Origin of the sequence: Amycolatopsis sp. 3B14 (assembly GCF_050958625.1) — a bacterium.
In the GTDB taxonomy this organism is placed as follows: domain Bacteria; phylum Actinomycetota; class Actinomycetes; order Mycobacteriales; family Pseudonocardiaceae; genus Amycolatopsis_E; species Amycolatopsis_E thermoflava.
This window is the reverse complement of sequence record NZ_JBHZEN010000064.1, coordinates 1-24,440: the sequence shown is the minus strand read 5'-3', so window position 1 is coordinate 24,440 and position 24,440 is coordinate 1. Positions and strand designations below refer to the sequence as shown.

The window sequence follows — 24,440 nt, the reverse complement described above, 5'->3', positions numbered from 1 at the left end:
AAGGGTCAGTTGCGGCCACGCACGTCGAACTGGTCGCGGTTCGTGATCAGCTTGTCCAGCAGCATCACCAGGATCCGCTGCTCGGCCTCGGTGAGCACGCTGGTCCACTCGTGCTCGCGCTCGTTGTGCTCGCGGAACACCTCGACCATCTCGGCGCGCCCGCGCTCGGACAGCGACAGCAGCACCGAGCGGCCGTCGTGCTCGCCGGGCGTGCGCTCCAGCAGCCCGTCGGCCACCAGGGTCTTGGACAGGTTGGACACCGCCGCGCGGCTCATGCCGGTCAGCTCGGCGGCCTTCTTCGCCTCCAGCGGACCGGCCAGCCAGGTGACGAACAGCAGCCGGAAGCCGGACCAGGACTGGCCGCGCGGCCGGTGGACGCTGGCCTCCAGGTCGTAGGTGACGATGTTGGAGGCCCGGTTCAGCGTCAGCAGCACCTCGGTGGCGAGCTGGTGCCGGAAGCCGAACTCCTCGGCGAGCCTGCGGTTGGCGAGCTCGACGAAGGACCAGAAGTCGAGCTCGCCATCCGCCATGACCGCAACCCTATCGCCGGAGGAAGTAGTTAATATCTAAACTATCTCGTGGGCCGCCGCGGCGCCACGCCGTTCCTTCGTCACCTTGAGGAAGGACAGCATCACCGCGCAGATGACCAGGCACGCGATCGGGAAGTACAGGCCCACCGACACGTCGTCGGCGGTGGCGTTCTTGCCGATCACGTACGGCCCGAAGAACCCGCCCAGCGCGGCGATCGAGTTGATCGCGGCCAGCCCGACCGCGGTGTGCTCCTTGGACAGCACCCGCGAGGCCAGCGCCCAGTACGGCGCGAGGTAGCCGAGCACGCCGATCGCGACCAGCGACAGGCAGATCAGCGCCGCCACCGGGGTGTGCCGGAACTGGATCGTGCCGAACAGGCCGACCGCGGCCAGCAGCATCATCGCGACGACGTGCCCGCGCCGCTCCCCCGTCCGGTCGGAGTTGCGGGCGACCAGCAGCATGCCCACCGCGCCGACGATCCACGGGATCACGCCGAGGAAACCGATGTTGGTCGCCGAGTAGGACGGGTCCATCTGCTTGACGATCTGCGGCAGGAAGAAGGTGAACCCGTACAGGCCGCACGCGGCGAACAGGTTCGCGAAGGCCATGTAGAGCACCTTGCGGTCCTTCATGACCCGCAGCTGGCCGAGGAAGGTCTCCTTCTGCTCCGGCGCGTAGTCCTTGTTGATCTCGGTTTCCAGCCACTCGCTCTCCTCGCGCGAGAGGAAACGCGCCTGGCTGGGCTTGTTCGGCAGATACGCGAGCACGACCAGGCCGACCAGCACCGCGGGCAGGCCCTGCAGGATGAACACCCAGCGCCAGCCGGACAGGCCGGACCAGTTGATGTGGTCGAGGATCAGGCCGCCGGTGAGGCTGCCGAGGATCATCGCGACCGGCTGCGCGATCGCCAGCGTCGCGATGGCGCGGCCGCGTTCCTTCGGGCGGAACCACAGCGTCAGGTACAGCAGCAGGCCCGGGTAGAGCCCGGCCTCGGCGACGCCGAGGACGATCCGCGCGATGTAGAGCTGCGGGATGTTCTGCACGAACCCGGTGACGGCGGTGACGATGCCCCAGCTGATGGCGATGCGCGCGAGCCAGATCCGCGCGCCGATCTTCTTCATGATCATGTTGCTGGGGATCTCGAACACCACGTAGGCGAGGAAGAAGATCGCCGACGCGGTGCCGAACACGGCCGTGGTGATCAGCAGCTCGTGCTGCATGCCCAGCTGGGCGTAGCTGATGTTCGACCGGTCCATGTAGTTGAACACGTACAGCAGCGCGACCAGCGGCAGGACTCTCTTGCTGACCTTGCGGATCGTGCGGCTGCCGAGTTCCCCGGCAGCGGTGGTTTCGCTCATGTCTCTCCTCGTTGAGTGTGCGAAGTCAGGCCGCGGCGTTGACGCCGGCGAGGCGGCCCATGGTCAGGGCGTTGGCGACGGCGTTGCCGCCCCCGACGTAGCGCTGCCCGAGCACGCCGGCTCCGGCCTCGCCCGCGGCGAACAGGCCCGCGATGGCCTCGCCGCGTTCGTCGCGCACCGCGGCGCGCGCGTCGATCTCCAGTCCGGCGTGCGTGCACACCAGCTCCGCGGGCAGCAGGCGCGCCGCGTAGAACGGGGGTTCGCCGATCGGGTCCAGGTGGCCGGCCGAGCCCTTGTTGGCGAGCGTGCGGTGCCGCAGGAACTCCGGGTCGTGCCCGGACGGCAGCTGCTCGTTCCACCGGCGCACGGTCGCGACCAGCGCGTCGGCGGGGATCCCGGCCTTGCCGGCCAGCTCCTCGAGGCTACCGGCGCGCAGCGTGCGCCCGGCTTCCGCCTCGGCCAGCACGTGGCCGGCGTCCCAGTGCGCGTACCCCGCGGGCAGGCTGCGGCGGGCGCGCTCGTCGAAAATCGCCCACGCGCTCCCGCCCTGCCGCTCGATGATGCCGCTGGACACCGCGTAGGAGGCGTCCTCGTCCATGAACCGGCGGCCGGCCGCGTTGACGTAGATCCGCGACTTCGGCGGGAACCCGGACTGCCAGTGGTGCAGTCGCTGGAAGTAGGCGGTGGGCAGCAGCAGGCCCCAGCCGTCGCCGGTGACGCCCGCGCCGACCTGCTCGCCGAAGCGCAGGTGGTCGCCGCGGCTGCCGTCGGCGGCGACGACGAACAGGTCCTCGCCCGCCCGCAGCGCCGCCGGGTAGTAGCGGGCCAGCAGGTCCGGGTCCTGGGCAAACCCGCCGCTGGCGACCACCACCGCGCCCGCGCGCACCTCGATGCCGTCGGCGACGACGCCGCAGACCCGGCCGTCGTCTTCGACGAGCCGCTCGACGCGGGTGTTGAGGACGATCTCGACGCCCCGGGCGCGGGCGGCCTTGGCGAGCACCTGGACCACGCCGTAGCCCTGGTCCTTCGGCACGTGGCCGCGCCACACGTCCTCGACCCCGGCCTGGCACAGGCCCGGCGTGTGCGCGTTGCCCGACACCTTCGCCGGGATCTCCACGCCGAGGCCGATCAGCCACTCCAGCGTCGGGCCGGAGTGGCGGCAGAACGCCTCGATCAGCCCGGGGTTGAGCTGCCAGGAGTTGAGGTCCATGTAGTGCTGGAAGAACCGCTCCGCGGAGTCCTCGACGCCCAGCGCGGCCTGCACGCTCGTGCCGGCGGCGGTGAACATGCCCGCGGACAGCTGGGTCGAGCCGCCGAGCTCGGTCTCCGACTCGAACAGCAGCACCGACGCGCCCCGCTCGGCGGCGGAGGTGGCCGCGGCGAGCCCGGCGCCGCCGCCTCCGACGACCACCACGTCCCAGTCGTCGTTCATGCCAGGTCTCCTCCGGTCTCGGCGATGATGCGGTGGTAGAGGCCGTTGGACACCAGGCCGCCGTCCACGGTGACCTCGCTGCCGGTCATGTAGCTGGACCTGCTGGACAGCAGGAACAACACGGCCTCGGTGATCTCCGCCGGCCGCGCCATGCGCCCGGCCGGGATGCTGGCCACCGCGGATTCCACGAACGAATCGGCCCCGGCGAGCAGTGCCGTCTCGACGAGTCCGGGGTGGACGGAGTTGACCCGGATGCCCCACTTGGCGAAGTTGCCCGCGGCCGACTTGGACAGCCCGGTCAGGCCCCACTTGCTGGAGCTGTACGCGGGCGAGAAGTAGCCGATCTGGCCGGAGATCGACGAGATGTTGACGATCGAACCGCCACCGGAGTCGCGCATCAGCTCCGCGACGGCCTTCATGCCGTAGAACGGGCCGAACAGGTTGATGCGGAGGACCTGCTCCCAGACCTCGTCGGTGGTGTCCAGGAACTCCAGGCGGCGCGAGATGCCCGCGTTGTTGACGAGGCCGTCGAGGCGGCCGCGCGCTTTCCGGATTTCGTCGACGACGCGGGCCCACGCCCGCGGGTCGGTGACGTCCAGTTCGTGCGCGGACGCCGAGCCGCCGTCGTTCGCGATCTCCTCGACGACCGGGGTGGCGTCGGCGACGTCGGCGAGGCACACGTGCGTGCCGAGCTTGGCCAGGGCCCGGGCGTGGCTGGCGCCCATGCCGGCGGCGGCCCCGGTGACGAGCACCGTGTCCGGGTACTCAGACATGCCGCGACCCGCCGTCGACGGCGATGCTGTGGCCGGTCACGTAGCGGGCGCTGTCGGAGAGCAGGAACAGCAGCGGGCCGACGACCTCCTCGGGCGAACCGAGCCGGTGCAGCGGCACGACGTCGAGCGCGTGCCGCAGCGCGGCCGGGTCCTCCTTGACCCAGCGGGTCATCTCGGTGTCGATGTAGCCGGGGGCGATCGCGTTGACCCGGATGCCGCGGTCGCCGAACTCGACGGCGAGCGATTCGGTGAGGTGCGCGACGGCGGCCTTGGAGGTGCAGTAGGCGGCGCGGCCGCGGCGGACGCGGACCGCCGACACGGACGACATGTTCACGATCGCGCTGCCGGGTTCCATGTGCCGCGCCGCGGTCTGCGCCCCGTAGAGGACCCCCTCGACGTTGACCGACAGGGTCGCGTTGATCTGCTCCGGCGTGATCTCGTCGGCGAGAGCGAACGGGAAGATGCCGGCGTTGTTGACCCAGAAGTCGATGCGCCCGAACCGCTCCAGCGCCAGCTGTGCCACGGTTTCGTGGTCCTCGGGCTTGGTGACGTCGATGCGGGCGCCGACGATCTGGCCCGGCTTGTCGCTGCCGGCGAGTTCCGCGGTGAGTTCGTTCGCGGTCGCCAGCATCTGCTCTTCGTTGATGTCGGCGCCGACGACGTGCACGCCGCGGCCGGCGAGCGCGGCCGTGAAGCGCGCGCCCATGCCGCGGGCCGCGCCGGTGACGACCGCGACCTTGCCCGCGAATTCCGGGTAGACGGCCGTCATCGGTTCGTGCTGGGCGCGTGTGTCGCTCATCGGTTCTCCTTCGTGTCGTCGCGGCGCACCGTCCGGCGGCGGATGCGCCACGTGCCCGCGTGGCGGACCAGGTGGTCGGTGATCGTGGTCAGGCGGAGGAGTTCGGGCGGGCTGTCCGGGAGGGTGCGCACGATCTGCAGGTATGCGCGCGCGGTGAGGCCGTCGTCCGCGGGCGTGACGTGCAGGTTGGTGAGGACGTGGCGGGTGACGCCTTGTTGCGCGGCGAAGTCCTCGGCGAACTTCGCGAGTGCCGCCGTGCCCATCACCGGAGCCGGATAGCTGGGTGAGTGGAATTCCCCGTCCGGGGTGAAGGTGTGCGCCCATTCGGTGGCCCGGCCCTCGTCGATGTAGTGGCTCTGCGCGCCGTACAGCTGGTGCACGAGCACGAGCGTCTCCACGTCCACGATGACCTCCTCCGGGGGCTTGCGCGCTGCGATCGGCGTGCTATTATCGCACGCAGCGTGCGAACTACGGAAACAGTAGGTCGCGGTCCGGTTCGTCGTCAAGGGGGTGCCCGCGTGTCCGAAGTCGACTCGGGGATGTCGAAAACGCTGCACAACGGGTTGCAGATCCTGGAACTGCTCGTCGCGCACCCGCAGGGGATGACGCTGACGGAGATCGCCGAAGGGGTGGGCGTGCACCGGACGGTGGCGCACCGGCTCGTGCGGACGCTGGAGGCGCACCGGTTGTGCCGGCGGGACCGGTTCAAGCGGATCTCGCTCGGGACGGGCCTGGTGCGGCTGGCCGAGCCGGTGGAGCAGGACCTGCGGACGCTCGCGCGGCCCGTGCTGGAGGAGCTGACGGACCTCACCCAGGCGACGGCGCACCTGGTGGTGCGGGAGGGCGCGGACGAGGTGCGGATGCTGATGATCGTCGAGCCGCGGCAGGCGCGGATGCACGTGAGCTTCCGGCCCGGCCAGGTGGACCCGATCGACCGCGGTTCGGCGGGCCTGGCGCTGCTGTCCGCGGCGCCGGCGGCGGAGGGCGAGCGGGAGGAGGTCGCACTGGCCCGCAAGCGCGGATTTGCCGTGTCCTACGGCGAAATCGCGCCGTCGATCATCGGGATCTCCGCGGTGGTGCCCGGACGGGACGTCAGCATCGGCCTGTCACTGTTCTCCGCACCCGACGAGGAGTCGCTGGGCCGCACGGTGGTCGACGCGGCCCAGCGACTGGGTTCCTTGCTGCGGTAACTAGTTCACCTTGGTGAAGGTGCAGCGACTGACCGACACGAACTCGCCCTTCCTGGCGGTGAACTGCATCGTGGAGGACCCTTCGGTGAGGTCATTGGCGATGATGTCATTGCCGGAATCGTCGGCGTAGCGGGCCCAATACCCGCCGTTGGGGCAGTTTCCCTTGTACTTTCCCGCTTCGATGTCCACCCCGACTTCGAACGTGCCCTCCGAAATGGATTTCTTGGACTTGGGTTTGTCGCCGGGGTGCCAGCCCACCGCGTCGTAGGTGACCTTCGAGCTGTTCGCGGGACAGTGCAGCGCCGCCGACATGGCCATGAACGCCTGCCAGTCACTCTCCGAGAAGCCGGAGCTCACCCCGCTTTCGAACAGGGCCCTGGGATCTGCGCCGCTACTGAGCTTCGTGCACATCGTCCGGACGAGGTCCATGATCGCCGCGTCATCGACCGCGGCCATCGAGGTCACGTGCGACCGGATGAGCGGCGCTACGGGCGTGCTCGATGGCGCCGCGGCCGTCACCGTGGACGAAAAGACCGGCGACCGCGACGTGGTGGTCGCCGGCGAGCCGGCCGAGCGAGGAGCGTCTGTCCCGTCGAGGGCAGCCGTCACGCCGACCGTCACACCGGCGACCACCAGCGCACCGACCACCGCGACGCCGATTTCCCAGCGAGTTCTCGATTTCACCGACTGCCCCTAACTTGCGTGCCGTGGAGACGTCAGTTGGATCGGGAGTCACCGGCTCGGTGCAACACTGTTCAACGTCGCGATTGGATTACGCCTAAGCCGCCGGGCGGACGATGATCTCGTTCACGTCCACCTCGGCGGGCTGCTCGATCGCGAACGCGATCGCGCGGGCGATCGCCGCGGCGGGGATTGTCTTCGCGCGGTAGCTTCGCATTCCCTCGGCGGCCTCCGCGTCCGTGATGCTGTCCGCCAGCTCGGACTCGGTCACGCCCGGCGAGATCGTCGTCACCCGGATGTCCGGGCCCGTCTCCTGGCGCAGCCCCTCCGACAGCGCCCACACCGCGTACTTCGTCGCGCAGTAGACCGCCGCCGTCGGCACCACCTCGTGCGCCCCGATCGACGCCACGTTCACGAAGTGCCCGCCGCCCTGCCGGCGCATCACCGGCAGCCCCGCGGCGATCCCGTGCAGCACGCCCCGGATGTTCACGTCGATCATCCAGTTCCACTCGTCCAGCCTCAGCCGGTCCAAAGCGGACAGTGGCATCACGCCGGCGTTGTTGACGATCACGTCGACCCGGCCGTGCTCGGCCACCGCCCAGTCCACGAAGGACCGCACGTCCTCCGCGTCCGTCACGTCCAGCCTCCGGTACGAGCCCCCGATTCGCGCGGCCAGCTCCTTCAGCCGCTGTTCCCGGCGCGCGCCCAGCAAGACCTGGTGCCCCGCCGCCGCCAGCGCCTCCGCGGTGGCCCGCCCGATTCCGCTGCTCGCTCCCGTGATGACGATGACCGGCATTTCCGTTCTCCTTTCCGTCGAAATCCAGTTTCGACGGGGAGAACGACGCCAGCCAGGGCGCGCTGCACCCACTCAGGCCTGCCCCTTGCGCGGCACCAGCTTGACCAGCGCCACTCCGGCGAGCAACAGCATCAGCCCCGCCAGGATCGTCCACGCCGTGCCGAACCCGGTGTAGGCCAGCGCGGCCGAACCGGAACCGGCGGCGGTGAAACCCTTTCCGTACATGTCTTTCACCCCCTCACAGCCGTCAGGTGGTGCCATCCGGCCGTACGCCGCAGCACCGCGTCCCGCCACCCGGCCAGGTACACGGCCAGGCGGAAGAAGTCGTAGTACATCTCGGGCAGGAACAGCAGCGTCAGCACGATCCCGCGCCAGCCCGCCTTCCGCACCGTCACCACCCGGTCGACCAGGCACACCACGCCCATCGCGAGCCAGAACGGGTGCAGCACCAACGGCATCCCGGCCGCCAGCGACAGGCCCAGCAGCAGCGGGTAGCCCACGATCACCAGAAACCCCAGCACCGCCCACAGCTGCTGCCCCAGGTACGGCAACGTGACTCGGTTGACGCCGTGCGAGCGCAGGTTGTCGATCGCGCCGCGCTGCCAGCGCACACGCTGCAGCCACAGGTCCCGCCACGTCGGCATCAGTTCGGTCGTCGTCGCACACCGCGCCGGCGACACACACCGGTAGCCGAGCCTGAGGCTCGCCAGCGTGATCTCCATGTCCTCGGTCAGCGCGCGCCGGTCGTAGAACTCCCCAGCCCGCCCCGGCAACACCGCACCACGCGCCGCGGCGATCTCGCGCAGCACCGACACCCGGAACAACGTGGAGGTGCCGGTCAACACCCAGACACCCTTGCCACGCCGCAGCACGTCCCGGGCGTAGCGGACGTACTCGTTGCGCTGCAACTGTTCGATCAGCCCCGCGCGCCCCTCGCCGTAGAAGATGCCGCCGACCGCACCGACCCCCGGCCGCTCCATCACGGTGAGCGCGGTTTCGATCCACTCCGGAGCGAGCAGCGAGTCCGCGTCGATGACCAGGACGCGGTCGTCCCCGTCGAGCTGGGGCAGGACGACCTCGAGGGCCTGGTTCAGCGCGCCGGCTTTCTTGTCGGTGTTGCCGACGGTTTCCAGCACCCGCGCGCCGTGCGCCACCGCGATCGCGGCCGTGTCGTCGGAGCAGTTGTCGGCGACGACGAAGATCGCGTCCGGCGGGACGGTCTGCGCCAGCGCGGAGTCGATCGTCGCGCCGACGCTCGCGGCTTCGTCGTGCGCCGGGATCACGACGACCACGCGGTCCCGGCCCACCGAATGACGAGGAGTCACCAACATGACCGGCATATAGGAAGTTCGGAGCAGGTCATTAGCCCGAACAGATAGTGACGCACGTCACACTTCACCACGCTGTGTGATCGACACGGAGAGTCGACAACCGGGACGCAGAACGTGCCGAACGGCCCTGCGGGCTCGGGTCTTTCGCCTCTGTCGGCGGGCCGGGAGGCAAGATCCTAAGCTCTGGGGATGGCGAAGTACTTCGACGTGCACCCGGACAACCCCCAGCGCCGGTCGATCGGCCAGATCGTCGACCTGCTGCGGCAGGACGGCCTGATCGTCTACCCGACCGACTCCGCCTACGCCCTGGGCTGCCAGCTCGGCAACCGCGACGGGCTGGACCGCATCCGCGCCATCCGGCACCTCGACGACCGGCACCACTTCACGCTCGTCTGCCGCGACTTCGCCCAGCTCGGGCAGTTCGCGCACGTCGACAACACCGTCTTCCGCGCGATCAAGGCCGCCACCCCGGGCAGCTACACGTTCATCCTCCCGGCCACGAAAGAAGTGCCGCGGCGGCTGCTGCACCCGAAGAAGAAGACCGTCGGCGTGCGCATCCCGGACCACGTCGTCGCGCAGGCCCTGCTCGACGAGCTGGGCGAGCCGCTGGTCTCCAGCACGCTGCTGCTGCCCGACCACGAGGAGCCGCTCACCCAGGGCTGGGAGATCAAGGACGAACTGGACCACGTGGTCGACGCGGTGGTCGACTCCGGCGACTGCGGCACCGAGCCCACCACCGTGATCGACTTCTCCAGCGGCGAGCCGGAGATCGTCCGAACGGGTGCTGGGGACACCGCGCGTTTCGAATAGCTCTGGACATCCCCGCGTTCGCGGGTCACGCTGGAAAAACGCACCCGTGATCCGCGAGGAGGCTGCGATGAGACTGGGCCGGAAGCTTGCCGTGGGCGTCGTCGAAGAATCCAAGGCCGAAGAGGTCACCCCGATCGAGGAGCCGCGCGAAACCGCCGAAACCCCCGAACCGGAGCGCCCCGCCCCCGTCACCGCCGATCGCTGAGCCATGGCGGGCAGGCTGTCGTTGCGCCGCACGCCCCAGGAACGGCGCGACGTCCCGCTGCGCGGCTACAAGCTCGCCTACCCGATGCTCTCCGCCGACGGCACCGAGGTGGGGTTCACCGGCGTGTCGCTCGGCCGCACGCACGCGTACCGGGTGACAGCCGAGGCGAAGTGCGCGCAGAGCAGCCGTCACCAGAGCCCGTCCCGCCTGTGCGACTGCGGGTTCTACTGCTTCCACGAACTCGCCGACGCCCGCGCGCTGGCCTGCGACCCGCAGTACCAGCAGAGCGTGCTGCTGGAGGTGGACGCCGCGGGGCGCTACTTCCTGTACGAGCGGGGCGTGCGGTACTCGAAGCAGACGGTGACGGCCGTGCACGCCGGGTTGTGCGCGTGCGGCTGGCCGGCGCAGGTGTTCGTGGCCACCGGCACCGGGGTCGTGGGGTGGCGCAAGCTGCTGCCGGTGTGCTCGACGTGCGCGGGCAACCGCCCGCCGCTCACGCTGGAGCACTTCAGCAGGCTGGCCGGGGTGCCGGTGCACCGGGACGACCGGGCGGTCGCCTTCACCACCGGCTCGACCACGTCGGCGCCGGAGCTGGTGCCGCTGCTGTCGGCCGAGGTCGCGCTGCTGCACGCGCGGCTCGACGAGCTGCAGACCCAGCTGGACAAGCTCACAAAGGGCAGTTGAGGCGCGGCCCGGGCAGGTGGGAAGGCCACCCCCGGGCGAGGGCGCGCGCACCATCGCAGGCCGCCACGGCCGGCCCCCCGGGCTTGCGGCTCAAGTACGCGGGCACCGCGAGGCGGTGATGGCTTCCGGACGGTGAGCAAGCCACTCGTCCGGCCCGATCGCCGCGCCGGTCGGCCCGCCGCCGCAGTCCGCGACCACCGTCACCGATCCGTCCGGCCACACCCGCCGCGACAACGTCCCGCGCTCGATCTCCACGACGAGCACCGAGCCGTCGTCCAGCGCGACCCGCCCCTCCGGGAACCGCGGCCCGCTCGCGATCTCCTTCACGCCGTCTCCAGGTACTTCGGGTTCGCCACCAGCAGCCGGTCCGTCACGTCGGCCCGCACCGCGGCGACCACGTCCGCCACGTCCACGGCGCCCGACCGCACCGCCCGCGCCAGCTCCGCGTGCGTCGCGAACCCCAGCGCCGCGAGCCGGTCCACGTGCCGCCGCTCCTGCGCGGTGCCCAGGCGCAGCTCACGCGACACGATGCCCAGCACGTTCGCCGCCACCCGCGCCTGGAACGACACCCGCCCCTCGGTGCCCGGCATGACGTCGGCCCGCAGGAACTCCGCCACCGCCTCCACCAGCTCGGCCGCGGTCGGCCTGCCGTGCAGGTCCGGCGCCGGATCCGGCGCCGCGGCCACCGGGACGGCGGGCGTGCCGAGCGCCGTCAGCAGGTCGTGCTCCTGCTCGCACACCCGCCGCCCGACCGCAGCCAGCTCGACCGACCGGATCCGCCCGCTCAGGTGCCGGTCGGCCTGCCGCAGGCAGAGCACCGCCCACCGGAACGTGCCGAACACCTCCCACCAGTGCACGGCCGCGGGATCCGGGCGGAACCCGGCGACCTCGGCGTACCCGTCGAGCAGCTCCTCCCGGGTGCCGAACCCGCCCGCGGGCAGCGGCGAGGAGAACCGCCACGCCTTCACACACAACCAGCCGAGGTCCTCCAGCGGGTCGCCGCGGTGCGCCAGTTCCCAGTCCAGCACCGCAGCCAGTCCGTCCGGGCCGATGATCAGGTTGCCGGTGCGGAAGTCGCCGTGCACCACGGTGTTCCCCGCCGGCTCCGGGCGGTGTGCGCGCAACCAGCGCAACCCGATTTCCAGCGACGGCAACGGCTGGTCCAGCTCGTCGTACAGCTCCACCAGCGACTCCAGCGGGTCCGCCGAGGGCAGCCCCGGCACGTCCGGCATGGCGTGGATGCGCGCCGCGACCCGCCCCAGCTCCGCCGCGAGCTTCGGCCGCACGTCCGCGAACTCCGGGTCCCGTAGCAACCGCCGCGGGATCGTCTCGCCGTCGACATGCTCGGTGATCAGGTACGGCGAGCCGAGCACGTCCGGCCCGTGGTCCACCAGCCGCGGCACCGGCACCCCGGCCTCGCGCGCGGCCCGGATCAACGCCGCCTCCCGCGCCATCTCCGCCGGGCGGCACTCCCCCGGCGGGTCCCGCCGCAGCACCAGCCGCCCGCCCGGCTCGGCGGTGAACGCCCAGGTCTCCCGGCTCGCGCCGCCGCTCAGCCGCCGCAGCCCGGTGATCTGCGCGCCCAGCCGCCGTCCGAGCGCCTCCGCCAGCCCGGTCATCGCTTGTCCGGCCCCGCGAACCCGAACAGGTAACCGGCGATCTTGCGCATCTGGATCTCCTCGGCGCCCTCGGTGATCCGGTAGCGGCGGTGGTGCCGGTAGATGTGCTCGAACGGGGTGTGCCGCGTGTAGCCGAGCCCGCCGTGCACCTGCATCGCGCGGTCGGCGGCGTCGCACACCAGCCGGTTGGCGCGGTAGTTGCACATCGACACCTTGTCGCTGATCAGCATGTGGTCGGTGCGGTCGAGCTCCCACGCCGTCTTGCGCACGAGGGTGCGCACCAGCTCGGCCTCGGTCTGCAGCTCGACCAGCGGCCACTGGATGGCCTGCCGTTCGGCGAGCGGGCGGCCGAACGTCCGGCGCTCCCGCGCGTACGCCACGCTCCGGTCGATGCAGTACTGCGCCGCGCCGACCCCGGAGGCAGCCTGCCGGATCCGGTTCTCGTGCACGAAGTGCTGCGCCAGCGCGAGGCCGTTGCCGACCTCGCCGAACACCGCGGTGGCGGGCACGCGGACGTCGGTCAGCGTGACCTCGGCGTGGTCGGTGGGCATGTTGAACGTCCACCAGTGGAAGTCGACGGAGAACCCCGGCGTGTCGGTGGGCACGATGAACGCGGTGATGCCGCGGGGATCCCCGCCGTCGCCGGAGGTGCGGGCGAAGATCACGTCGTGGGTCGCCGAGTGCAGGCCGGAGTTGAACCGCTTGGCGCCGTTGAGGATCCAGCCGTCACCTTCCGGCACGGCGGTGGTCTCCAGCCAGGTCGCGTCGCTGCCGTGGTCCGGTTCGGTCAGTCCGAACGCGACCCGCTTGCGCCCGGTGATCATGTCCTCGACGAACTCGCTCTGCTGCTCCGGCGTGCCCGCGGCGAGGAACATGTGCACGAACGGGAAGTTGCCGACGACCGAGGACTCGTTCTGCAGGTCGTTGTGCAGGCCGAGGCCCTTCGCGGCGAGGTGCTCGCGGATCACGGCCATGTCGAGGTTGCTGCCGTCGCTGCCGCCGACGGATTTCGGCAGGCCGTACCGCAGCCAGCCCGCGCGGTCGGCGCGCCGGAACATCTCCCTCAGCAGCTCTTCCCATTCGCGGCGCGGGGTGCCGCCCGCCTCGAAGTCGGTGCGCGCGAACTCCCGGCGGTGGTCGAAGAAGCGCTCGTTGTCGTCCTGTCGTTGCAGCGGCCAGATCTCGTCCTCGAGGAACTGGTCCAGGTCGGTGAGCAGCTGCCGCAACGCCGCGGGCAACTCGAAGTCCATGGGGCAACTCCTTGCGTGGCGGAGGAAAACTGGGGCACTATCCGCGGATGACCAACCCGTTCGACCTCACCGGGCACGCATCCGTCATCACCGGCGGCAATTCGGGGATCGGCCTCGCGATGGCCGGCGCGCTCGCCGCCGCCGGCGCCGACGTCGCGATCTGGGGCACCAACGCCGAACGCAACGACGAAGCCGTCGCCGAGCTGTCCCGTCACGGCACCAAGGTCCTCGCCGTGCGCTGCGACGTCGGCGACGAGGACCAGGTGGAGTCCGCGATGGCGCGCAGCGTGGAAGCGCTGGGGCGCCTGGATTCCTGCTTCGTCAACGCCGGTGTGGCCGGGGTGGGCAGCCGGTTCACTGAGACGTCGCTGGCGGAGTTCCGCCGAGTCACCCGGGTCGACCTGGACGGCGCGTTCCTGACCCTGCGCGCGGCGGCGAGGGTGATGCTGGCGCAGGGCACCGGCGGGAGCCTGGTCGGCACGTCGAGCGTGGCGTCGGTGCAGGGCCAGCCGCGCGGGCAGGCGTACGCGGCGAGCAAGGCCGGGCTCACCGCGATGATCAAGTCGATCGCGGTCGAGCTGGCCAGGCACGGCATCCGCGCCAACGCGGTCCTGCCCGGCTGGGTGCACACGCCGCTGGCGGCCCCGGCGCTGGACTCCGAAGGGTTCCAGCGCCGGGTGCTGCCGCGGATGCCGGTCGGCCGCTGGGGCAGGCCGGACGACTTCGGCGCGCTCGCCGTGTACCTGGCGAGCCCGGCCAGCGCGTTCCACACCGCCGACACGATCACCGTGGACGGCGGCTACCTCAGCTTCTGACCGGGCCACCGGCTCACGGGGTCCCGGGGAACGGCGGGACCCCGTCCGGGTAGTCCACGGAGACGCGGCCGGGGAAGGCCGGCGCGCGCTTCTCCAGGAACGCCATCACGCCTTCCATCGCGTCCTTGCCCGCACCGAGCTGCAGCAACGCGCTGGAGTCCGCGCGGTGCGCGTCCCATGGCGTGGGCGAGCCGAGCATGCCCCACAGCAGCTGCCGGGACACCGCGACCGACACCGCCGACGTGTTGTCCGCGACCTCGCGCGCGATCGCCGTCGCCGCCGGGATCAGCTCGTCCGGCGGCACGACCCGCGACACCAGCCCGCCCGCGCGGGCCTCGGCGGCGTCGAACACGCGCCCGGTCGCCACCCACTCCATCGCCTGCGAGATGCCGACGACCCGCGGCAGGAACCACGACGACGCGGCCTCCAGCAGGATCCCGCGCCGCGCGAACACGAACCCGAACTTGGCGTTCTCGCTGGCGATCCGGATGTCCATCGGCAGCGACATCGTCACGCCGACCCCGACCGCGGGCCCGTTGAACGCGCCGATGACGACCTTCTTGCACGCCGCGATCCGCAGCGCCACCGCGCCACCGGCGTCTCGCGGCACGCCGTCGATCTCGCCGAACCCCTTGACGTCGCCGATCGCGTTCTTGTCGAACGTGCCCGCGCCGCGTTCGAGGTCCGCCCCGGCGCAGAAGCCGCGCCCGGCGCCGGTCACCACGACCACCCGCACCGAGTCGTCGGCGTCCACCTCGTCGAACGCCGCGACCAGCTCGTGCGCCATCTCCAGCGTGAACGCGTTGAGCCGCGCCGGCCGGTTCAGCGTGATCGTGGCGATCCCGTCGGCGACCTCGTAGATGATCTCGTCGTAACTCACCGCACCGCCCATCGTCCCGTGTATTTCGCTTCCGTCTTGGCGAGGAACGCCCCGAACGCGGCGGGCGCGTCCTCGGTCGCGAAGTTCACCGTCTGCGCTCGCGCCTCGCCCTCCAGCGCCTCGCGCAGGGTCCGGCTCGCGCCCTCTTCGAGCAGCCGCTTGCTCAGCGCCAGCGCGACCGGCGGCAGTTCGGCCAGTTCAGCACCGAGCGAGTCCACAAAGGAATCCAGCTCGGCGGCCGGCTTGATCCAGGTGACCAGGCCGAGGTCGTGCGCCTCGGCCGCGTCGATCATCTCGGCCCGCAGCGCGAGCCGTTTCGCCTGCTGCAGCCCGACGAGCCGGGGCAGCAGCCACGAGCCGCCGAAGTCCAGCGACAGTCCGCGGCGGGCGAAGATCTGGCTGAACCGCGCCCGCTCGGTGGCCACCACGAGGTCGCAGCCGAGCGCGAGGTTCCAGCCCGCGCCGACCGCGACGCCGTCGACCTTCGCGATCGTCGCCTTCGAGATCTCGTTCAGGGCGAGCGCGACGTCGTTGACCCGGTGCATCCGGGTCAGCGGGTGGTCCGTCCGGTCCGCGGACAGGTCGGCGCCCGCGCAGAAGTCGCCGCCCGCGCCGGTGACGACGACCACGCGCACGTCGTCGTCCCGTTCGGCGTCGTGGAACGCGTCGTACAACCGGTCCCACATCGGCTGGTCGATCGCGTTCTTGCGGTGCGGCCGGTTCAGGGTCACGGTGAGCACCGCGCCCGCCCGGTCGAGCAGCACCGGCTGTTCCGTCACGAAACACCGTCCAGTCGGCCGGCGAGCCGGGCCAGCTGCTCGTCGTGGCCGCCGAACAGCAGCTCGCTGCTCTTGGCCCGCTTGTAGTACAGGTGCGCGTCGTGCTCCCACGTGTAGCCGATGCCGCCGTGCAACTGCAGGCCGGACGCCGCCGCCGCGAAGTAGGCGGGCCCGGTGAACACCTGCGTGGTGGCCGCGGCCAGCGGCAGCGCCTCGCGGTCGTGGTCCGCGGCCCACGCGGCGTGCCGCAGCAGGGACTCCGCACGTTCGCTCGTGCTGTAGAGGTCCGCGCACGCGTGCTTGACCGCCTGGTACGAGCCGATGGCGCGGCCGAACTGCACCCGCACCTTCGCGTACTCGACCGTGGTTTCCAGCACCTTCGCGATGCCGCCGACCTGTTCCGCGGCCAGCGCCACGGACGCGAGGTCACGCACCTCCTCCAGCACGGCGGCCGGGTCCGCGGTGTCCAGCCTGCGGGCCGGGGTCGCGGCGAACTCCAGCTTCGCCTGGCCACGCGTGGGGTCCAAAGTGGTCAGTGGCGTCCGCCGGGCGTCCTCGGCCACGAACCACCCGTCGGCCGAGTACACGACGAAGACGTCGGCCACGTCACCGGAGATGACGAACGGCGCGTGCCCGTCGAGCACCCAGCCGCCGTCGCGTTCGGTGGCGCTCACCGGGGCCGGCCCCCACTCCGGTGAAACCGCCAGCGCGCCGATCTTCTCGCCGGCCGCCAGCGCGGGCAGCACCTCGGTGTCCCCCAACGCCACCAGCGCGTCGACCGCCAGCACGGCGGAGGCGAGGAACGGCACCGGCGCGAGCGCGCGGCCCAGCTCTTCGAGCACCACGGCCCGCTCCACATGTCCCGCGCCCGCGCCGCCAAGCTCCTCGGGCACCACGAGTCCGGTCAGGCCGAGCTCGGCCAGGTGCCGCCACAGCGCGGCGTCGTAGGCGTCGTCACCGTCCACTACGGACCGGACGTTGTTGTGGTCGGCGAGCAGTTTGCGCACCGTCGACCGCAGTTGCTGCTGTTCGGTGTCGAGCACCAGCTGCACGATCCCTCTCCTCTCAGGCGGGTCGCTGCGTGCCCACCCGCAGCTCGCGGAAGGGCACGTCGCGGTCGACGACGGGTTCGCGGGGCAGTCCGAGGATCCGGTCCCCGATGATGGTGCGCTGGATCTGGTCGGTGCCGCCGGCGATGCTCGACGACGGCGTCTGGTTGATCGCCAGCGCCAGTTCCTCCCCGGCCGCGTCGCCCGGCTCCCACGCCGTCGCGCGCGGCCCGGCGATCAGCCCGGCGACCGCGACGGCCTGCTGCTGCAGCTGGGCGCCGGCGAGCTTGGCCACCGACCCGCGCGCGCCCGGCGGCGATCCGGCCTCGGCCTCCTGCCGCAGCCGCACGTTGAACAGCGCCAGCGCCCGTTCCGCCGCGTAGAGCTTCGCCAGTTCGGCGCGCACCACGGGATCGGCGTCGCGGCCGTAGCGCCGGGCGGTCTCGGCGAGGTTCGCGTGCGCCAGCGGGTCGTGCCGCTTGCGCACGAACCCGCCGATCGACACGCGCTCGTGGCCGAGCATGGTGACCGCGGCGAGCCAGCCCTGGCCGACCTGGCCGAGCACCGCGTCCGCGGGCAGGCGCAGGTTCTCGAAGTACACCTCGTTGAACGGCGCCCGCCCGGTCATGTCCTTCAGCGGCCGCACGGTGACCGCCGGGTCGTGCATGTCGATGAGGAACATCGTCAGGCCCTGGTGCTTGGGCACGTCCGGGTCGGTGCGGGCGAGCAGCGCGCCGAAGTCGGCCAGGTGCCCGACCGTCGTCCACACCTTCTGCCCGTTCACGACCCACTCGTCCCCGTCCCGCACCGCGCGGGTCTGCAGGCTCGCGACGTCGGACCCGGCGCCCGGCTCGGAGAACAGCTGGCACCAGATCTCGTCGCCACGCAGCAGCGGCGGGATGTAGCGGGCCTTCTGCTCGGGCGTGCCCAGGTCGAGGATCGTCGGCCCGCACATGCCCATGCCGATCCGGAAGACCGAGTTGGGCAGGTCGTAGCGGGCCGACTCCTGGTCGAAGACCTGCTGCTCGGCCGACGTGAGCCCCTGCCCGCCGAACTCCTTGGGCCAAGTGATGCCGGCCAGCCCGGTGTCGTACAACGCGGCCTGGAACCGCTTGGCGGTCGCCAGTTCCTCGTCGCCGGGGACGTTCTCGGCGAGCCAGGCGCGGACCTTCTCGCGGAACTCGCTCATGCGATCAGCTCCAGGATCGTCGCGTTGGCCTGTCCGCCGCCCTCGCACATGGTCTGCAGGCCGTAGCGGATGCCGGCGGCGCGCATGTGGTGCACGAGGGTGGTCATGATGCGCGCGCCGCTCGCGCCGAGCGGGTGGCCGAGCGCGATCGCCCCGCCGTGCGGGTTGAGGGTCTTGGCGTCGGCGCCGGTCTCGGCCAGCCAGGCCATCGGCACCGGCGCGAACGCCTCGTTGACCTCGAACACGCCGATGTCGGAGATCGACAACCCGCTGCGCTGCAAGGCTTTCCGGGTGGCCGGGATGGGTGCGGTCAGCATGATCACCGGGTCGTCACCCGCGAGCACCGCGGTGTGCACGCGGGCGATCGGCCGCAGGCCGAGCTCGGCGGCCTTCTCGCTGGTCGTCATCAGCAGGGCGGCGGCGCCGTCGCTGATCTGCGAGCTGTTGCCCGCGGTGATGACGCCGTCCTCGCGGAACGCGGGCTTGAGCCCGGCCAGCTTCTCCAGCGACCCGCCCCGGCGCACACCCTCGTCCGCGGTGACGTCCGCGACCGGCAGCAGCTGCTCGTCGAACGCGCCCGCGTCCTGCGCGGCGGCGGCCTTTTCGTGCGAGGCCAGGGAGAACTCGTCGACCTGGGTGCGGCTGAAACCCCACCGCTCGACGATCATCTCCGCGCCGATGCCCTGGTTGGGCCGCACCCCGCCGTAGCGGGCCAGCACCTGGTCGCCCAGCGGGTTCTTGCCCTGCGCCGAGAAACCCATCGGCACCCGGCTCATCGACTCGACGCCGCCCGCCACCACCACGTCGTAGTGCCCGGCGATCAGTCCCGCGGCGGCGAAATGCACGCTCTGCTGGGACGAGCCGCACTGCCGGTCGACGGTCACGCCGGTCACGCTCTCCGGCCAGCCCGCCGCCAGCACGGCGTTGCGGCCGATGTCGCCGGTCTGCTCACCGGCCTGGCTCACGCAACCCCACACGACGTCGTCGACGGCGGCCGGGTCGATCCCGGTCCGCTCGGCGAGGCCACGCAGCACGTGCGCCGACAGGTCCACCGGGTGCACGCCGGACAGGCCGCCCTCACGCTTGCCCACCGGGGTGCGCACCGCTTCCACGATCACCGCGTCTCGCACTGCTCCTCCTTCATCCGTTTCGCGTTTCTGAGCGGCGGAGCCGCTCGCTGTGGGCCGCCAACTCGCGCCGCCGCGGGTTCTCGGACGTCTTCTCGCGAGGACAGCGCCGACGTGGTGAATTGGCATTCATGAGGAGGCGATCCCGGAGCGAGAAGGCGTCTGAGGTTCCGCTACCTGCGCCGCTTCGCCAGCGGACCTGCTATACCTTTCCTTGAGCCGCCGCTTCACCAGCTTGCCGGTGGGGGTGCGGGGAAGTTCGTCGACGAAGTCCACGCTGCGCGGCGCCTTGTAGTGGGCGATCCGCTCGCGGACATACGCGAGCAGCTCGGCTTCCAGCTCCGGGCCGGGCGTGACGCCGGGCGCGGGCTGGACGACGGCCTTGACCGCCTCCCCCATCTCCTCGTCCGGCACGCCGATCACGCCGACGTCGAACACCGCCGGGTGCAGGGCGAGCGCGTCCTCGACCTCCTGCGGGTAGATGTTCACCCCGCCGGAGATGATCATGAACGCCTTGCGGTCGGTCAGGTAGAGGAAGCCGTCCTCGTCGAGGTAGCCGACGTCGCCGGTGGTCGTCCAGGTCTCGTGCTCGGGGTGTTGAGCCTCGCGGGTCTTGGCCGGGTCGTTGTGGTAGGTGAACGGGACCTCGTCGCGTTCGAAGTAGACGGTGCCGACCTCGCCCGTCGGCAGCTCCTTGCCCGCGTCGTCGCAGATGTGCGCGACCCCGACCACCGAACGCCCGACCGAGCCGGGCTTGGCGAGCCACTGCTCGCTGTCGATGAACGTCATCCCGGCGCCCTCGGTGGACGCGTAGTACTCGTAGAGGACCGGCCCCCACCAGCCGATCATCGCCTGCTTGACCTCCACCGGGCAGGGCGCGGCGGCGTGCACCGCGACCCGGTGGCTGGACAGGTCGTAGCGGCCGCGCACCTCCTCCGGCAGCTTGAGCATCCGCACGAACATCGTCGGCACCCACTGGCTGTGCGTGACGCGGTAGGTCTCGATCGCACGCAACGCGGCCTCGGCGTCGAAGCGCTCCATCATCACCACCGTGCCGCCGAGGCGCTGCGCCGTCGCGCCGAACCGCAGGGGCGCGGCGTGGTAGACCGGCGCCGGGGACAGGTACACCGTGTCCGGGCCGAAGCCGTACATGTGCTGCAGCACCGGGGTGAGCACGTCGCCCGGCTCGTCCACCTGGCGGTCGGGCAGGTCGACCTTGATGCCCTTCGGACGGCCCGTGGTGCCGGACGAGTAGAGCATGTCGGCGCCCGCGGGCTGGTCCGCGGGCCGCTCGGGCGAGCCGGTGGCGAGGAACTCGTCGAAGTCGCGGTACCCGTCTGCCGCGCCGCCGTAGACCAGCTTGACCGGGACGTCCGGGACCAGCTCGGCCACGGCGGTGGCCAGCGGGCCGAGTGCGGCCGAGACGACCAGTGCCTTCGCGCCGGAGTCGGTGACGATGTAGGCGACCTCGGCGGGCGACAGGTGGCTGTTCACCGCGGCCAGGTAGCGGCCGGAGCGCATGGCGGCCCAGTAGACCTCGTAGGCGCGGACCGAGTTGTCGCTGAGCAGGGCGACGGTGTCGCCCACGCCGAGCCCGGCGCCGGTCAGGGCGTCGGCGAGGCGGGCGGACCGCTCGTCGAGCTCGCCGTAGGTCAGCCGCTCGCCCGAGCCCGCCATGATCACGGCTGGCTTGTCGGGGTTGGCGTCGGCGTGGGTACCCGGGTACATGCGGCTCCTCCTCGAACCGTTGAACTCCCCTGCGAGAGTGCAAGGATTCGGCGTAACAGTCAACACCGACTGTTATCGGGTTATGGTGATCCCCGTGGTGACCGAAACCCGGACCCGGCAGGACCGCGCGGCGGGCACGCGCACGTTGATCCTGGACGCGGCCGTCGAGTGCCTGGTCGAACTCGGCTACGCGGGCGCGTCCACTTTGGCCATCCAGGCCAAGGCGGGCGTGTCGCGTGGCCGCCTGCTGCACCACTTCCCGTCGCGGGACGAGCTGCTGGTCGCGGCGACCCAGCACCTCACCGCGACCCGGCTCGCGCAGACCGAGGTGCGGGTCGCCGAGCAGCTCGCCGGCGAACCGGAGGGCCCGCGACGGGTCGAGCGGTGCATCGAGCTGCTGTGGATGACCTTCCACGAGCCGGTGTTCTGGGCGGCCGTCGAACTGTGGACCGCGGCACGGACGAACGAGGCGCTCGCGGCGGCGCTGCGGCCGGAGGAGCGGGCGCTGCGCGACGCGATCCGCCGGGTCGGCGACCGGATCTGGGGCCCGGCGGTGTGCGCGCACCCGAGCTACCCGGAGCTGCGGGAGCTGCTGTTCACGAGCATGCGTGGCGCGGCGCTGCCCTACACCTTCGAGCGGCGGCGGCAGCCGGCGAACGACCCGCACGTCGCGCTGTGGAAGTCGCTGGCGCACCGGCTGCTCTTCGCTGACGGTCAGTGTTGACTGTTTCCCTCGGCGCACGGTAGAAACGCGGTTACCCTGACCCACCGGATCGCCGAGGTTGCCGATGTCCGGAGCTGTCGAAGTGCCCCGCCTCCTCGGGCGTGGGATGACCATGGGCGACCAGCTCGCCCGCCACGCACGCAAGCAGGGCGACGAGCCCGCCTTCTCGTTCGAGGGCACCACCCTCACCTACCGCCAGTTCGACCAGCGCGTGAGCCGGCTGGCCAACGCGCTGCGTGACCGGGGTGTGCACTACGGCGACCGGGTCGTCGTGCTCGGTCTGAACACGCTGGAAGTGCTCGAGGTCTACTTCGCGTCGACGCGCCTCGGCGCGATCTGCGTGCCGGTGAACTTCCGGCTCGTCGCCGACGAGATCGCCTACGTGCTGAGCGACAGCGGGGCCAGGGCGAGCGTGGTGCACGCGCCGCTCGCCGCGGCGCTGGCCAAGGCGCGCGAGCAGGTCGGGGCGCCGGGCCCGTGCCTGGTGTTCGGCGGCGCGTTCGAGGGCATGGAGGACTACGAGGAGGCGCTGGCCGCGGCGTCGCCCGAGTTCGACGAGATCGCGGTGGACGAGCAGGACGCCGCGTTCATCATGTACACCTCGGGCACCACCGGCCGGCCGAAGGGCGCGGTGCTCACGCACCACAACCTGCTCATGCACGCCTTCAGCAACATGGCCTCGCTGGACACCGGGCCCGGTGACAAGGTGTGGCTGGCCGCGGCGCCGCTGTTCCACATCGCCGGGCTGTCCGGCATGCTGCCGAACCTGCTGCTCGGCGGGCGGACGGTGCTGCTGCCGAGCGGCCAGTTCGACCCGGTGGCCGTGGTGGACCTGATGGAGCGCGAGCGGGTGTCGTCGGTGTTCCTGGTGCCCGCGCAGTGGCAGGCGATCGTGAACGTGTCGGACATCGCTTCGCGGGATCTGTCGTCGTTGTCGAAGATCTCGTGGGGCGCGGCGCCGGCGTCGACGACGTTGCTGCGCACGATGATCGACACGTTCCCGCAGGCCGAGGTGACGACGGCGTTCGGGCAGACCGAGTGCAGCCCCGTGACCACGCTGCTGCGCGGGGAGGACTCGATCCGCAAGATCGGCTCGGTCGGCACGCCGATGCTCAACGTCGAGGTGCGCGTCGTGGACGACGACATGAACGACGTCGAGCCCGGTGAGGTCGGCGAGATCGTCTACCGCAGCCCGATGGTGATGAAGGAGTACTGGAACAAGCCGGCCGAGACGGCGGAGGCGTTCCGCGGCGGCTGGTTCCACTCCGGTGACCTGGTGCGGCAGGACGAGGACGGCTACTACTTCGTGGTGGACCGCAAGAAGGACATGATCATCTCCGGTGGCGAGAACATCTACTGCGCCGAGGTGGAGAACGTGCTGGCGGCGCACCCGAAGATCGGCGAGGTCGCGTTGATCGGCGTGCCGGACGAGAAGTGGGGGGAGACGCCGCTGGCGGTCATTTCGCCGCGCTCCCCCGGCGACGCGCCAACGGCCGCGGAGCTGGAGGAGTGGTGCCTCGACCGGCTGGCGCGGTACAAGCGGCCGCGGAAGATCGCGGTGGTGCCTGCGCTGCCGCGGAACCCGAGCGGCAAGGTGCTGAAGACGCAGCTGCGCGCCGACCGGGAGGCCGGGAAGCTGCCGATCGAGGAGGCCTGACCGCCGGCGGAGGAATTCAGCCGCCGGTCAGCGCCTTCACGACCCGTGACGGGCTGGGGCGGCCGAGCTGCTGGGCCATCCAGGCGCTCGTCCGCACGAGCGCGTCGAGGTCCACGCCGTGTTCGATGCCCAGGCCGTCGAGCATCCACACCAGGTCTTCGGTCGCGAGGTTGCCGGTGGCCGCCTTCGCGTACGGGCACCCGCCGAGGCCGCCGGCCGAGGAGTCCACTGTGGTCACTCCGGCTTTCAGCGCGGCCAGCGTGTTGGACAATGCCTGGCCGTAGGTGTCGTGGAAGTGCACGGCGAGCTTGGTGACATCGCCGAACGCGCCGACGACGGCTTCGACGTGCCCCGGGGTGGCGACGCCGATCGTGTCGCCGAGGGAGAGCTGGAAACAGCCCATGTCGAGCAGCCTGCGGCCGGCGTTCGCGACCTGCTCGACGGGCACGGCGCCCTCCCACGGGTCGCCGAAGCACATCGAGAGGTAGGCGCGCACCTCCAGCCCTTCGTGCCGGGCCCGCCGTACGACCGGCTCGAACATCGCGAACTGCTCGTCGTAGGAACGGTTGAGGTTCTTGCGCGCGAAGGTCTCGGTGGCGCTGCCGAAGATGGCGATCGACTCCACCCCCAGCGCGAGCGCCCGGTCGAGGCCGCGCTCGTTGGGCACCAGGACGGGGTACTTCACCCCCGGGCGGCGGTCGAGCTTGGCGAGGAGGTCATCGGCGTCGGCGAGCTGCGGAACCCACTTCGGGTGGACGAAACTGGTCGCTTCGAGGGTCGTCAGCCCCGCCCCGGCGAGCCGCCGGAGGAACTCGAGCTTCGTCTCCAGGCCGACGACGGTCTGCTCGTTCTGCAGCCCGTCACGCGGGCCGACCTCCCAGATCGTCACCCGCTCCGGCAGGTCCCCGCTGGACGCCTCCCGCTGGGGCAACCCCAGCTCACGCACACTCGCCACACCAACAGGTTAACGCTGACTAACGCAGCCGTCCAGTGGGCCCAACCCACCACCAGTGCTGGGTGGTCATCCCGTCGC

Annotated in this window: 27 protein-coding genes; 7 read left to right on the top strand and 20 right to left on the bottom strand. The window is 71.2% G+C overall.

Features of this window, described 5'->3' with window-relative positions:
• Nucleotides 1–5: 5 nt before the first annotated feature.
• From ACCP09_RS31825 to ACCP09_RS31800, 6 genes are read right to left on the bottom strand one after another with little or no spacing between them, the layout of a single operon-like run.
• Nucleotides 6–530 carry a MarR family winged helix-turn-helix transcriptional regulator gene (locus ACCP09_RS31825; RefSeq protein WP_027931464.1) on the bottom strand — a complete coding sequence of 175 codons (525 nt, stop codon included), beginning with the start codon at nt 528–530 and terminating at the stop codon, nt 6–8.
• Nucleotides 531–566: 36 nt separating this feature from the next.
• Nucleotides 567–1,889 (bottom strand): MFS transporter, encoded by a 1,323-nt coding sequence (locus ACCP09_RS31820; protein WP_433752412.1) that lies wholly within the window; start codon nt 1,887–1,889, stop codon nt 567–569.
• Nucleotides 1,890–1,914: 25 nt separating this feature from the next.
• Complete coding sequence (locus ACCP09_RS31815; RefSeq protein WP_433752410.1) at nt 1,915–3,321, bottom strand: FAD-dependent oxidoreductase; 1,407 nt, start codon at nt 3,319–3,321, stop codon at nt 1,915–1,917.
• Nucleotides 3,318–4,094: an SDR family NAD(P)-dependent oxidoreductase gene (locus tag ACCP09_RS31810; protein ID WP_433752408.1), complete on the bottom strand. Its 777-nt coding sequence runs from the start codon at nt 4,092–4,094 to the stop codon at nt 3,318–3,320. Before ACCP09_RS31810 ends, ACCP09_RS31815 begins: the two co-directional genes overlap by 4 nt.
• Nucleotides 4,087–4,893, bottom strand: coding sequence for an SDR family NAD(P)-dependent oxidoreductase (locus ACCP09_RS31805; RefSeq protein ID WP_431904198.1), 807 nt, complete (start codon nt 4,891–4,893; stop codon nt 4,087–4,089). Before ACCP09_RS31805 ends, ACCP09_RS31810 begins: the two co-directional genes overlap by 8 nt.
• Nucleotides 4,890–5,297: a nuclear transport factor 2 family protein gene (locus ACCP09_RS31800; RefSeq protein ID WP_400981361.1), complete on the bottom strand. Its 408-nt coding sequence runs from the start codon at nt 5,295–5,297 to the stop codon at nt 4,890–4,892. Before ACCP09_RS31800 ends, ACCP09_RS31805 begins: the two co-directional genes overlap by 4 nt.
• A gap of 114 nt (nt 5,298–5,411) precedes the next feature.
• Here ACCP09_RS31800 and ACCP09_RS31795 point away from each other — a divergent pair, with 114 nt between their 5' ends.
• Nucleotides 5,412–6,083, top strand: coding sequence for an IclR family transcriptional regulator (locus ACCP09_RS31795; protein WP_027931470.1), 672 nt, complete (start codon nt 5,412–5,414; stop codon nt 6,081–6,083).
• Here the strand turns inward: ACCP09_RS31795 and ACCP09_RS31790 are convergent, their stop codons facing one another.
• The 4 genes from ACCP09_RS31790 to ACCP09_RS31775 form a co-directional block, all read right to left on the bottom strand.
• Nucleotides 6,084–6,767, bottom strand: a complete 684-nt coding sequence (locus ACCP09_RS31790) for a hypothetical protein (protein ID WP_433752405.1) — start codon at nt 6,765–6,767, stop codon at nt 6,084–6,086.
• Between the two features lie 94 nt (nt 6,768–6,861).
• Nucleotides 6,862–7,560 (bottom strand): SDR family oxidoreductase, encoded by a 699-nt coding sequence (locus tag ACCP09_RS31785; protein ID WP_433752403.1) that lies wholly within the window; start codon nt 7,558–7,560, stop codon nt 6,862–6,864.
• 72 nt (nt 7,561–7,632) lie between these two features.
• Complete coding sequence (locus ACCP09_RS31780; protein WP_167498995.1) at nt 7,633–7,785, bottom strand: hypothetical protein; 153 nt, start codon at nt 7,783–7,785, stop codon at nt 7,633–7,635.
• Between the two features lie 5 nt (nt 7,786–7,790).
• Complete coding sequence (locus ACCP09_RS31775; protein WP_433752401.1) at nt 7,791–8,900, bottom strand: glycosyltransferase family 2 protein; 1,110 nt, start codon at nt 8,898–8,900, stop codon at nt 7,791–7,793.
• Between the two features lie 180 nt (nt 8,901–9,080).
• On the opposite strand from ACCP09_RS31775, the gene ACCP09_RS31770 reads away from it, so the two are divergent.
• From ACCP09_RS31770 to ACCP09_RS31760, 3 genes are read left to right on the top strand one after another with little or no spacing between them, the layout of a single operon-like run.
• Complete coding sequence (locus tag ACCP09_RS31770) at nt 9,081–9,701, top strand: L-threonylcarbamoyladenylate synthase (protein ID WP_027931472.1); 621 nt, start codon at nt 9,081–9,083, stop codon at nt 9,699–9,701.
• A 46-nt stretch (nt 9,702–9,747) separates the two neighbouring features.
• The gene (locus tag ACCP09_RS31765; RefSeq protein ID WP_157360626.1) at nt 9,748–9,906 is read left to right on the top strand and encodes a hypothetical protein; all 159 of its coding nucleotides are present in this window, start codon (nt 9,748–9,750) and stop codon (nt 9,904–9,906) included.
• A gap of 3 nt (nt 9,907–9,909) precedes the next feature.
• Nucleotides 9,910–10,590, top strand: a complete 681-nt coding sequence (locus ACCP09_RS31760) for a hypothetical protein (RefSeq protein WP_433752398.1) — start codon at nt 9,910–9,912, stop codon at nt 10,588–10,590.
• A 90-nt stretch (nt 10,591–10,680) separates the two neighbouring features.
• Here ACCP09_RS31760 and ACCP09_RS31755 read toward each other — a convergent pair whose 3' ends face one another.
• From ACCP09_RS31755 to ACCP09_RS31745, 3 genes are read right to left on the bottom strand one after another with little or no spacing between them, the layout of a single operon-like run.
• Nucleotides 10,681–10,917: a hypothetical protein gene (locus ACCP09_RS31755; protein WP_433752396.1), complete on the bottom strand. Its 237-nt coding sequence runs from the start codon at nt 10,915–10,917 to the stop codon at nt 10,681–10,683.
• Nucleotides 10,914–12,209: a phosphotransferase family protein gene (locus tag ACCP09_RS31750; RefSeq protein WP_027931474.1), complete on the bottom strand. Its 1,296-nt coding sequence runs from the start codon at nt 12,207–12,209 to the stop codon at nt 10,914–10,916. The genes ACCP09_RS31755 and ACCP09_RS31750 overlap by 4 nt, the downstream gene beginning before the upstream one ends.
• Nucleotides 12,206–13,459: an acyl-CoA dehydrogenase family protein gene (locus tag ACCP09_RS31745; RefSeq protein ID WP_433752394.1), complete on the bottom strand. Its 1,254-nt coding sequence runs from the start codon at nt 13,457–13,459 to the stop codon at nt 12,206–12,208. The genes ACCP09_RS31750 and ACCP09_RS31745 overlap by 4 nt, the downstream gene beginning before the upstream one ends.
• A gap of 47 nt (nt 13,460–13,506) precedes the next feature.
• Here ACCP09_RS31745 and ACCP09_RS31740 point away from each other — a divergent pair, with 47 nt between their 5' ends.
• A complete protein-coding gene (locus ACCP09_RS31740) occupies nt 13,507–14,274 on the top strand; it encodes an SDR family NAD(P)-dependent oxidoreductase (protein WP_400981345.1) in 768 nt (255 codons plus the stop codon).
• 13 nt (nt 14,275–14,287) lie between these two features.
• Here ACCP09_RS31740 and ACCP09_RS31735 read toward each other — a convergent pair whose 3' ends face one another.
• From ACCP09_RS31735 to ACCP09_RS31710, 6 genes are all read right to left on the bottom strand, one after another.
• Nucleotides 14,288–15,166 (bottom strand): crotonase/enoyl-CoA hydratase family protein, encoded by an 879-nt coding sequence (locus ACCP09_RS31735; protein ID WP_027931477.1) that lies wholly within the window; start codon nt 15,164–15,166, stop codon nt 14,288–14,290.
• Entirely contained in the window at nt 15,151–15,933 is a 783-nt protein-coding gene (locus ACCP09_RS31730) for an enoyl-CoA hydratase/isomerase family protein (RefSeq protein ID WP_433752392.1), read from the bottom strand. The genes ACCP09_RS31735 and ACCP09_RS31730 overlap by 16 nt, the downstream gene beginning before the upstream one ends.
• A complete protein-coding gene (locus ACCP09_RS31725; RefSeq protein WP_433752390.1) occupies nt 15,930–16,985 on the bottom strand; it encodes an acyl-CoA dehydrogenase family protein in 1,056 nt (351 codons plus the stop codon). The genes ACCP09_RS31730 and ACCP09_RS31725 overlap by 4 nt, the downstream gene beginning before the upstream one ends.
• 13 nt (nt 16,986–16,998) lie before the next feature.
• A complete protein-coding gene (locus ACCP09_RS31720) occupies nt 16,999–18,171 on the bottom strand; it encodes an acyl-CoA dehydrogenase family protein (protein WP_433752388.1) in 1,173 nt (390 codons plus the stop codon).
• On the bottom strand, nt 18,168–19,301 hold the full coding sequence (locus ACCP09_RS31715) for an acetyl-CoA C-acyltransferase (RefSeq protein WP_027931481.1): 1,134 nt from the start codon (nt 19,299–19,301) through the stop codon (nt 18,168–18,170). Before ACCP09_RS31715 ends, ACCP09_RS31720 begins: the two co-directional genes overlap by 4 nt.
• Nucleotides 19,302–19,427: 126 nt before the next feature.
• On the bottom strand, nt 19,428–21,026 hold the full coding sequence (locus ACCP09_RS31710) for an acyl-CoA synthetase (RefSeq protein ID WP_433752386.1): 1,599 nt from the start codon (nt 21,024–21,026) through the stop codon (nt 19,428–19,430).
• A 94-nt stretch (nt 21,027–21,120) separates the two neighbouring features.
• Between ACCP09_RS31710 and ACCP09_RS31705 the strand changes: the two genes are divergently transcribed.
• Nucleotides 21,121–21,750: a TetR/AcrR family transcriptional regulator gene (locus tag ACCP09_RS31705; RefSeq protein WP_378363756.1), complete on the top strand. Its 630-nt coding sequence runs from the start codon at nt 21,121–21,123 to the stop codon at nt 21,748–21,750.
• 64 nt (nt 21,751–21,814) lie between these two features.
• Nucleotides 21,815–23,407: a long-chain-fatty-acid--CoA ligase gene (locus tag ACCP09_RS31700; protein WP_433752385.1), complete on the top strand. Its 1,593-nt coding sequence runs from the start codon at nt 21,815–21,817 to the stop codon at nt 23,405–23,407.
• A 16-nt stretch (nt 23,408–23,423) separates the two neighbouring features.
• Here the strand turns inward: ACCP09_RS31700 and ACCP09_RS31695 are convergent, their stop codons facing one another.
• Nucleotides 23,424–24,362 (bottom strand): hydroxymethylglutaryl-CoA lyase, encoded by a 939-nt coding sequence (locus ACCP09_RS31695; protein WP_167498996.1) that lies wholly within the window; start codon nt 24,360–24,362, stop codon nt 23,424–23,426.
• Nucleotides 24,363–24,440 lie beyond the last annotated feature (78 nt).

Excerpts from the sequence above, each read along its gene's own strand:
- ACCP09_RS31825 (WP_027931464.1), bottom strand. The coding sequence starts at position 530 with ATGGCGGATGGCGAGCTCGACTTCTGGTCCTTCGTCGAGCTCGCCAAC.
- ACCP09_RS31820 (WP_433752412.1), bottom strand. The coding sequence starts at position 1,889 with ATGAGCGAAACCACCGCTGCCGGGGAACTCGGCAGCCGCACGATCCGC.
- ACCP09_RS31815 (WP_433752410.1), bottom strand. The coding sequence starts at position 3,321 with ATGAACGACGACTGGGACGTGGTGGTCGTCGGAGGCGGCGGCGCCGGG.
- ACCP09_RS31810 (WP_433752408.1), bottom strand. The coding sequence starts at position 4,094 with ATGTCTGAGTACCCGGACACGGTGCTCGTCACCGGGGCCGCCGCCGGC.
- ACCP09_RS31805 (WP_431904198.1), bottom strand. The coding sequence starts at position 4,893 with ATGAGCGACACACGCGCCCAGCACGAACCGATGACGGCCGTCTACCCG.
- ACCP09_RS31785 (WP_433752403.1), bottom strand. The coding sequence starts at position 7,560 with ATGCCGGTCATCGTCATCACGGGAGCGAGCAGCGGAATCGGGCGGGCC.
- ACCP09_RS31780 (WP_167498995.1), bottom strand. The coding sequence starts at position 7,785 with ATGTACGGAAAGGGTTTCACCGCCGCCGGTTCCGGTTCGGCCGCGCTG.
- ACCP09_RS31775 (WP_433752401.1), bottom strand. The coding sequence starts at position 8,900 with ATGCCGGTCATGTTGGTGACTCCTCGTCATTCGGTGGGCCGGGACCGC.
- ACCP09_RS31770 (WP_027931472.1), top strand. The coding sequence starts at position 9,081 with ATGGCGAAGTACTTCGACGTGCACCCGGACAACCCCCAGCGCCGGTCG.
- ACCP09_RS31760 (WP_433752398.1), top strand. The coding sequence starts at position 9,910 with ATGGCGGGCAGGCTGTCGTTGCGCCGCACGCCCCAGGAACGGCGCGAC.
- ACCP09_RS31750 (WP_027931474.1), bottom strand. The coding sequence starts at position 12,209 with ATGACCGGGCTGGCGGAGGCGCTCGGACGGCGGCTGGGCGCGCAGATC.
- ACCP09_RS31745 (WP_433752394.1), bottom strand. The coding sequence starts at position 13,459 with ATGGACTTCGAGTTGCCCGCGGCGTTGCGGCAGCTGCTCACCGACCTG.
- ACCP09_RS31740 (WP_400981345.1), top strand. The coding sequence starts at position 13,507 with ATGACCAACCCGTTCGACCTCACCGGGCACGCATCCGTCATCACCGGC.
- ACCP09_RS31735 (WP_027931477.1), bottom strand. The coding sequence starts at position 15,166 with ATGGGCGGTGCGGTGAGTTACGACGAGATCATCTACGAGGTCGCCGAC.
- ACCP09_RS31720 (WP_433752388.1), bottom strand. The coding sequence starts at position 18,171 with ATGAGCGAGTTCCGCGAGAAGGTCCGCGCCTGGCTCGCCGAGAACGTC.
- ACCP09_RS31710 (WP_433752386.1), bottom strand. The coding sequence starts at position 21,026 with ATGTACCCGGGTACCCACGCCGACGCCAACCCCGACAAGCCAGCCGTG.
- ACCP09_RS31700 (WP_433752385.1), top strand. The coding sequence starts at position 21,815 with ATGTCCGGAGCTGTCGAAGTGCCCCGCCTCCTCGGGCGTGGGATGACC.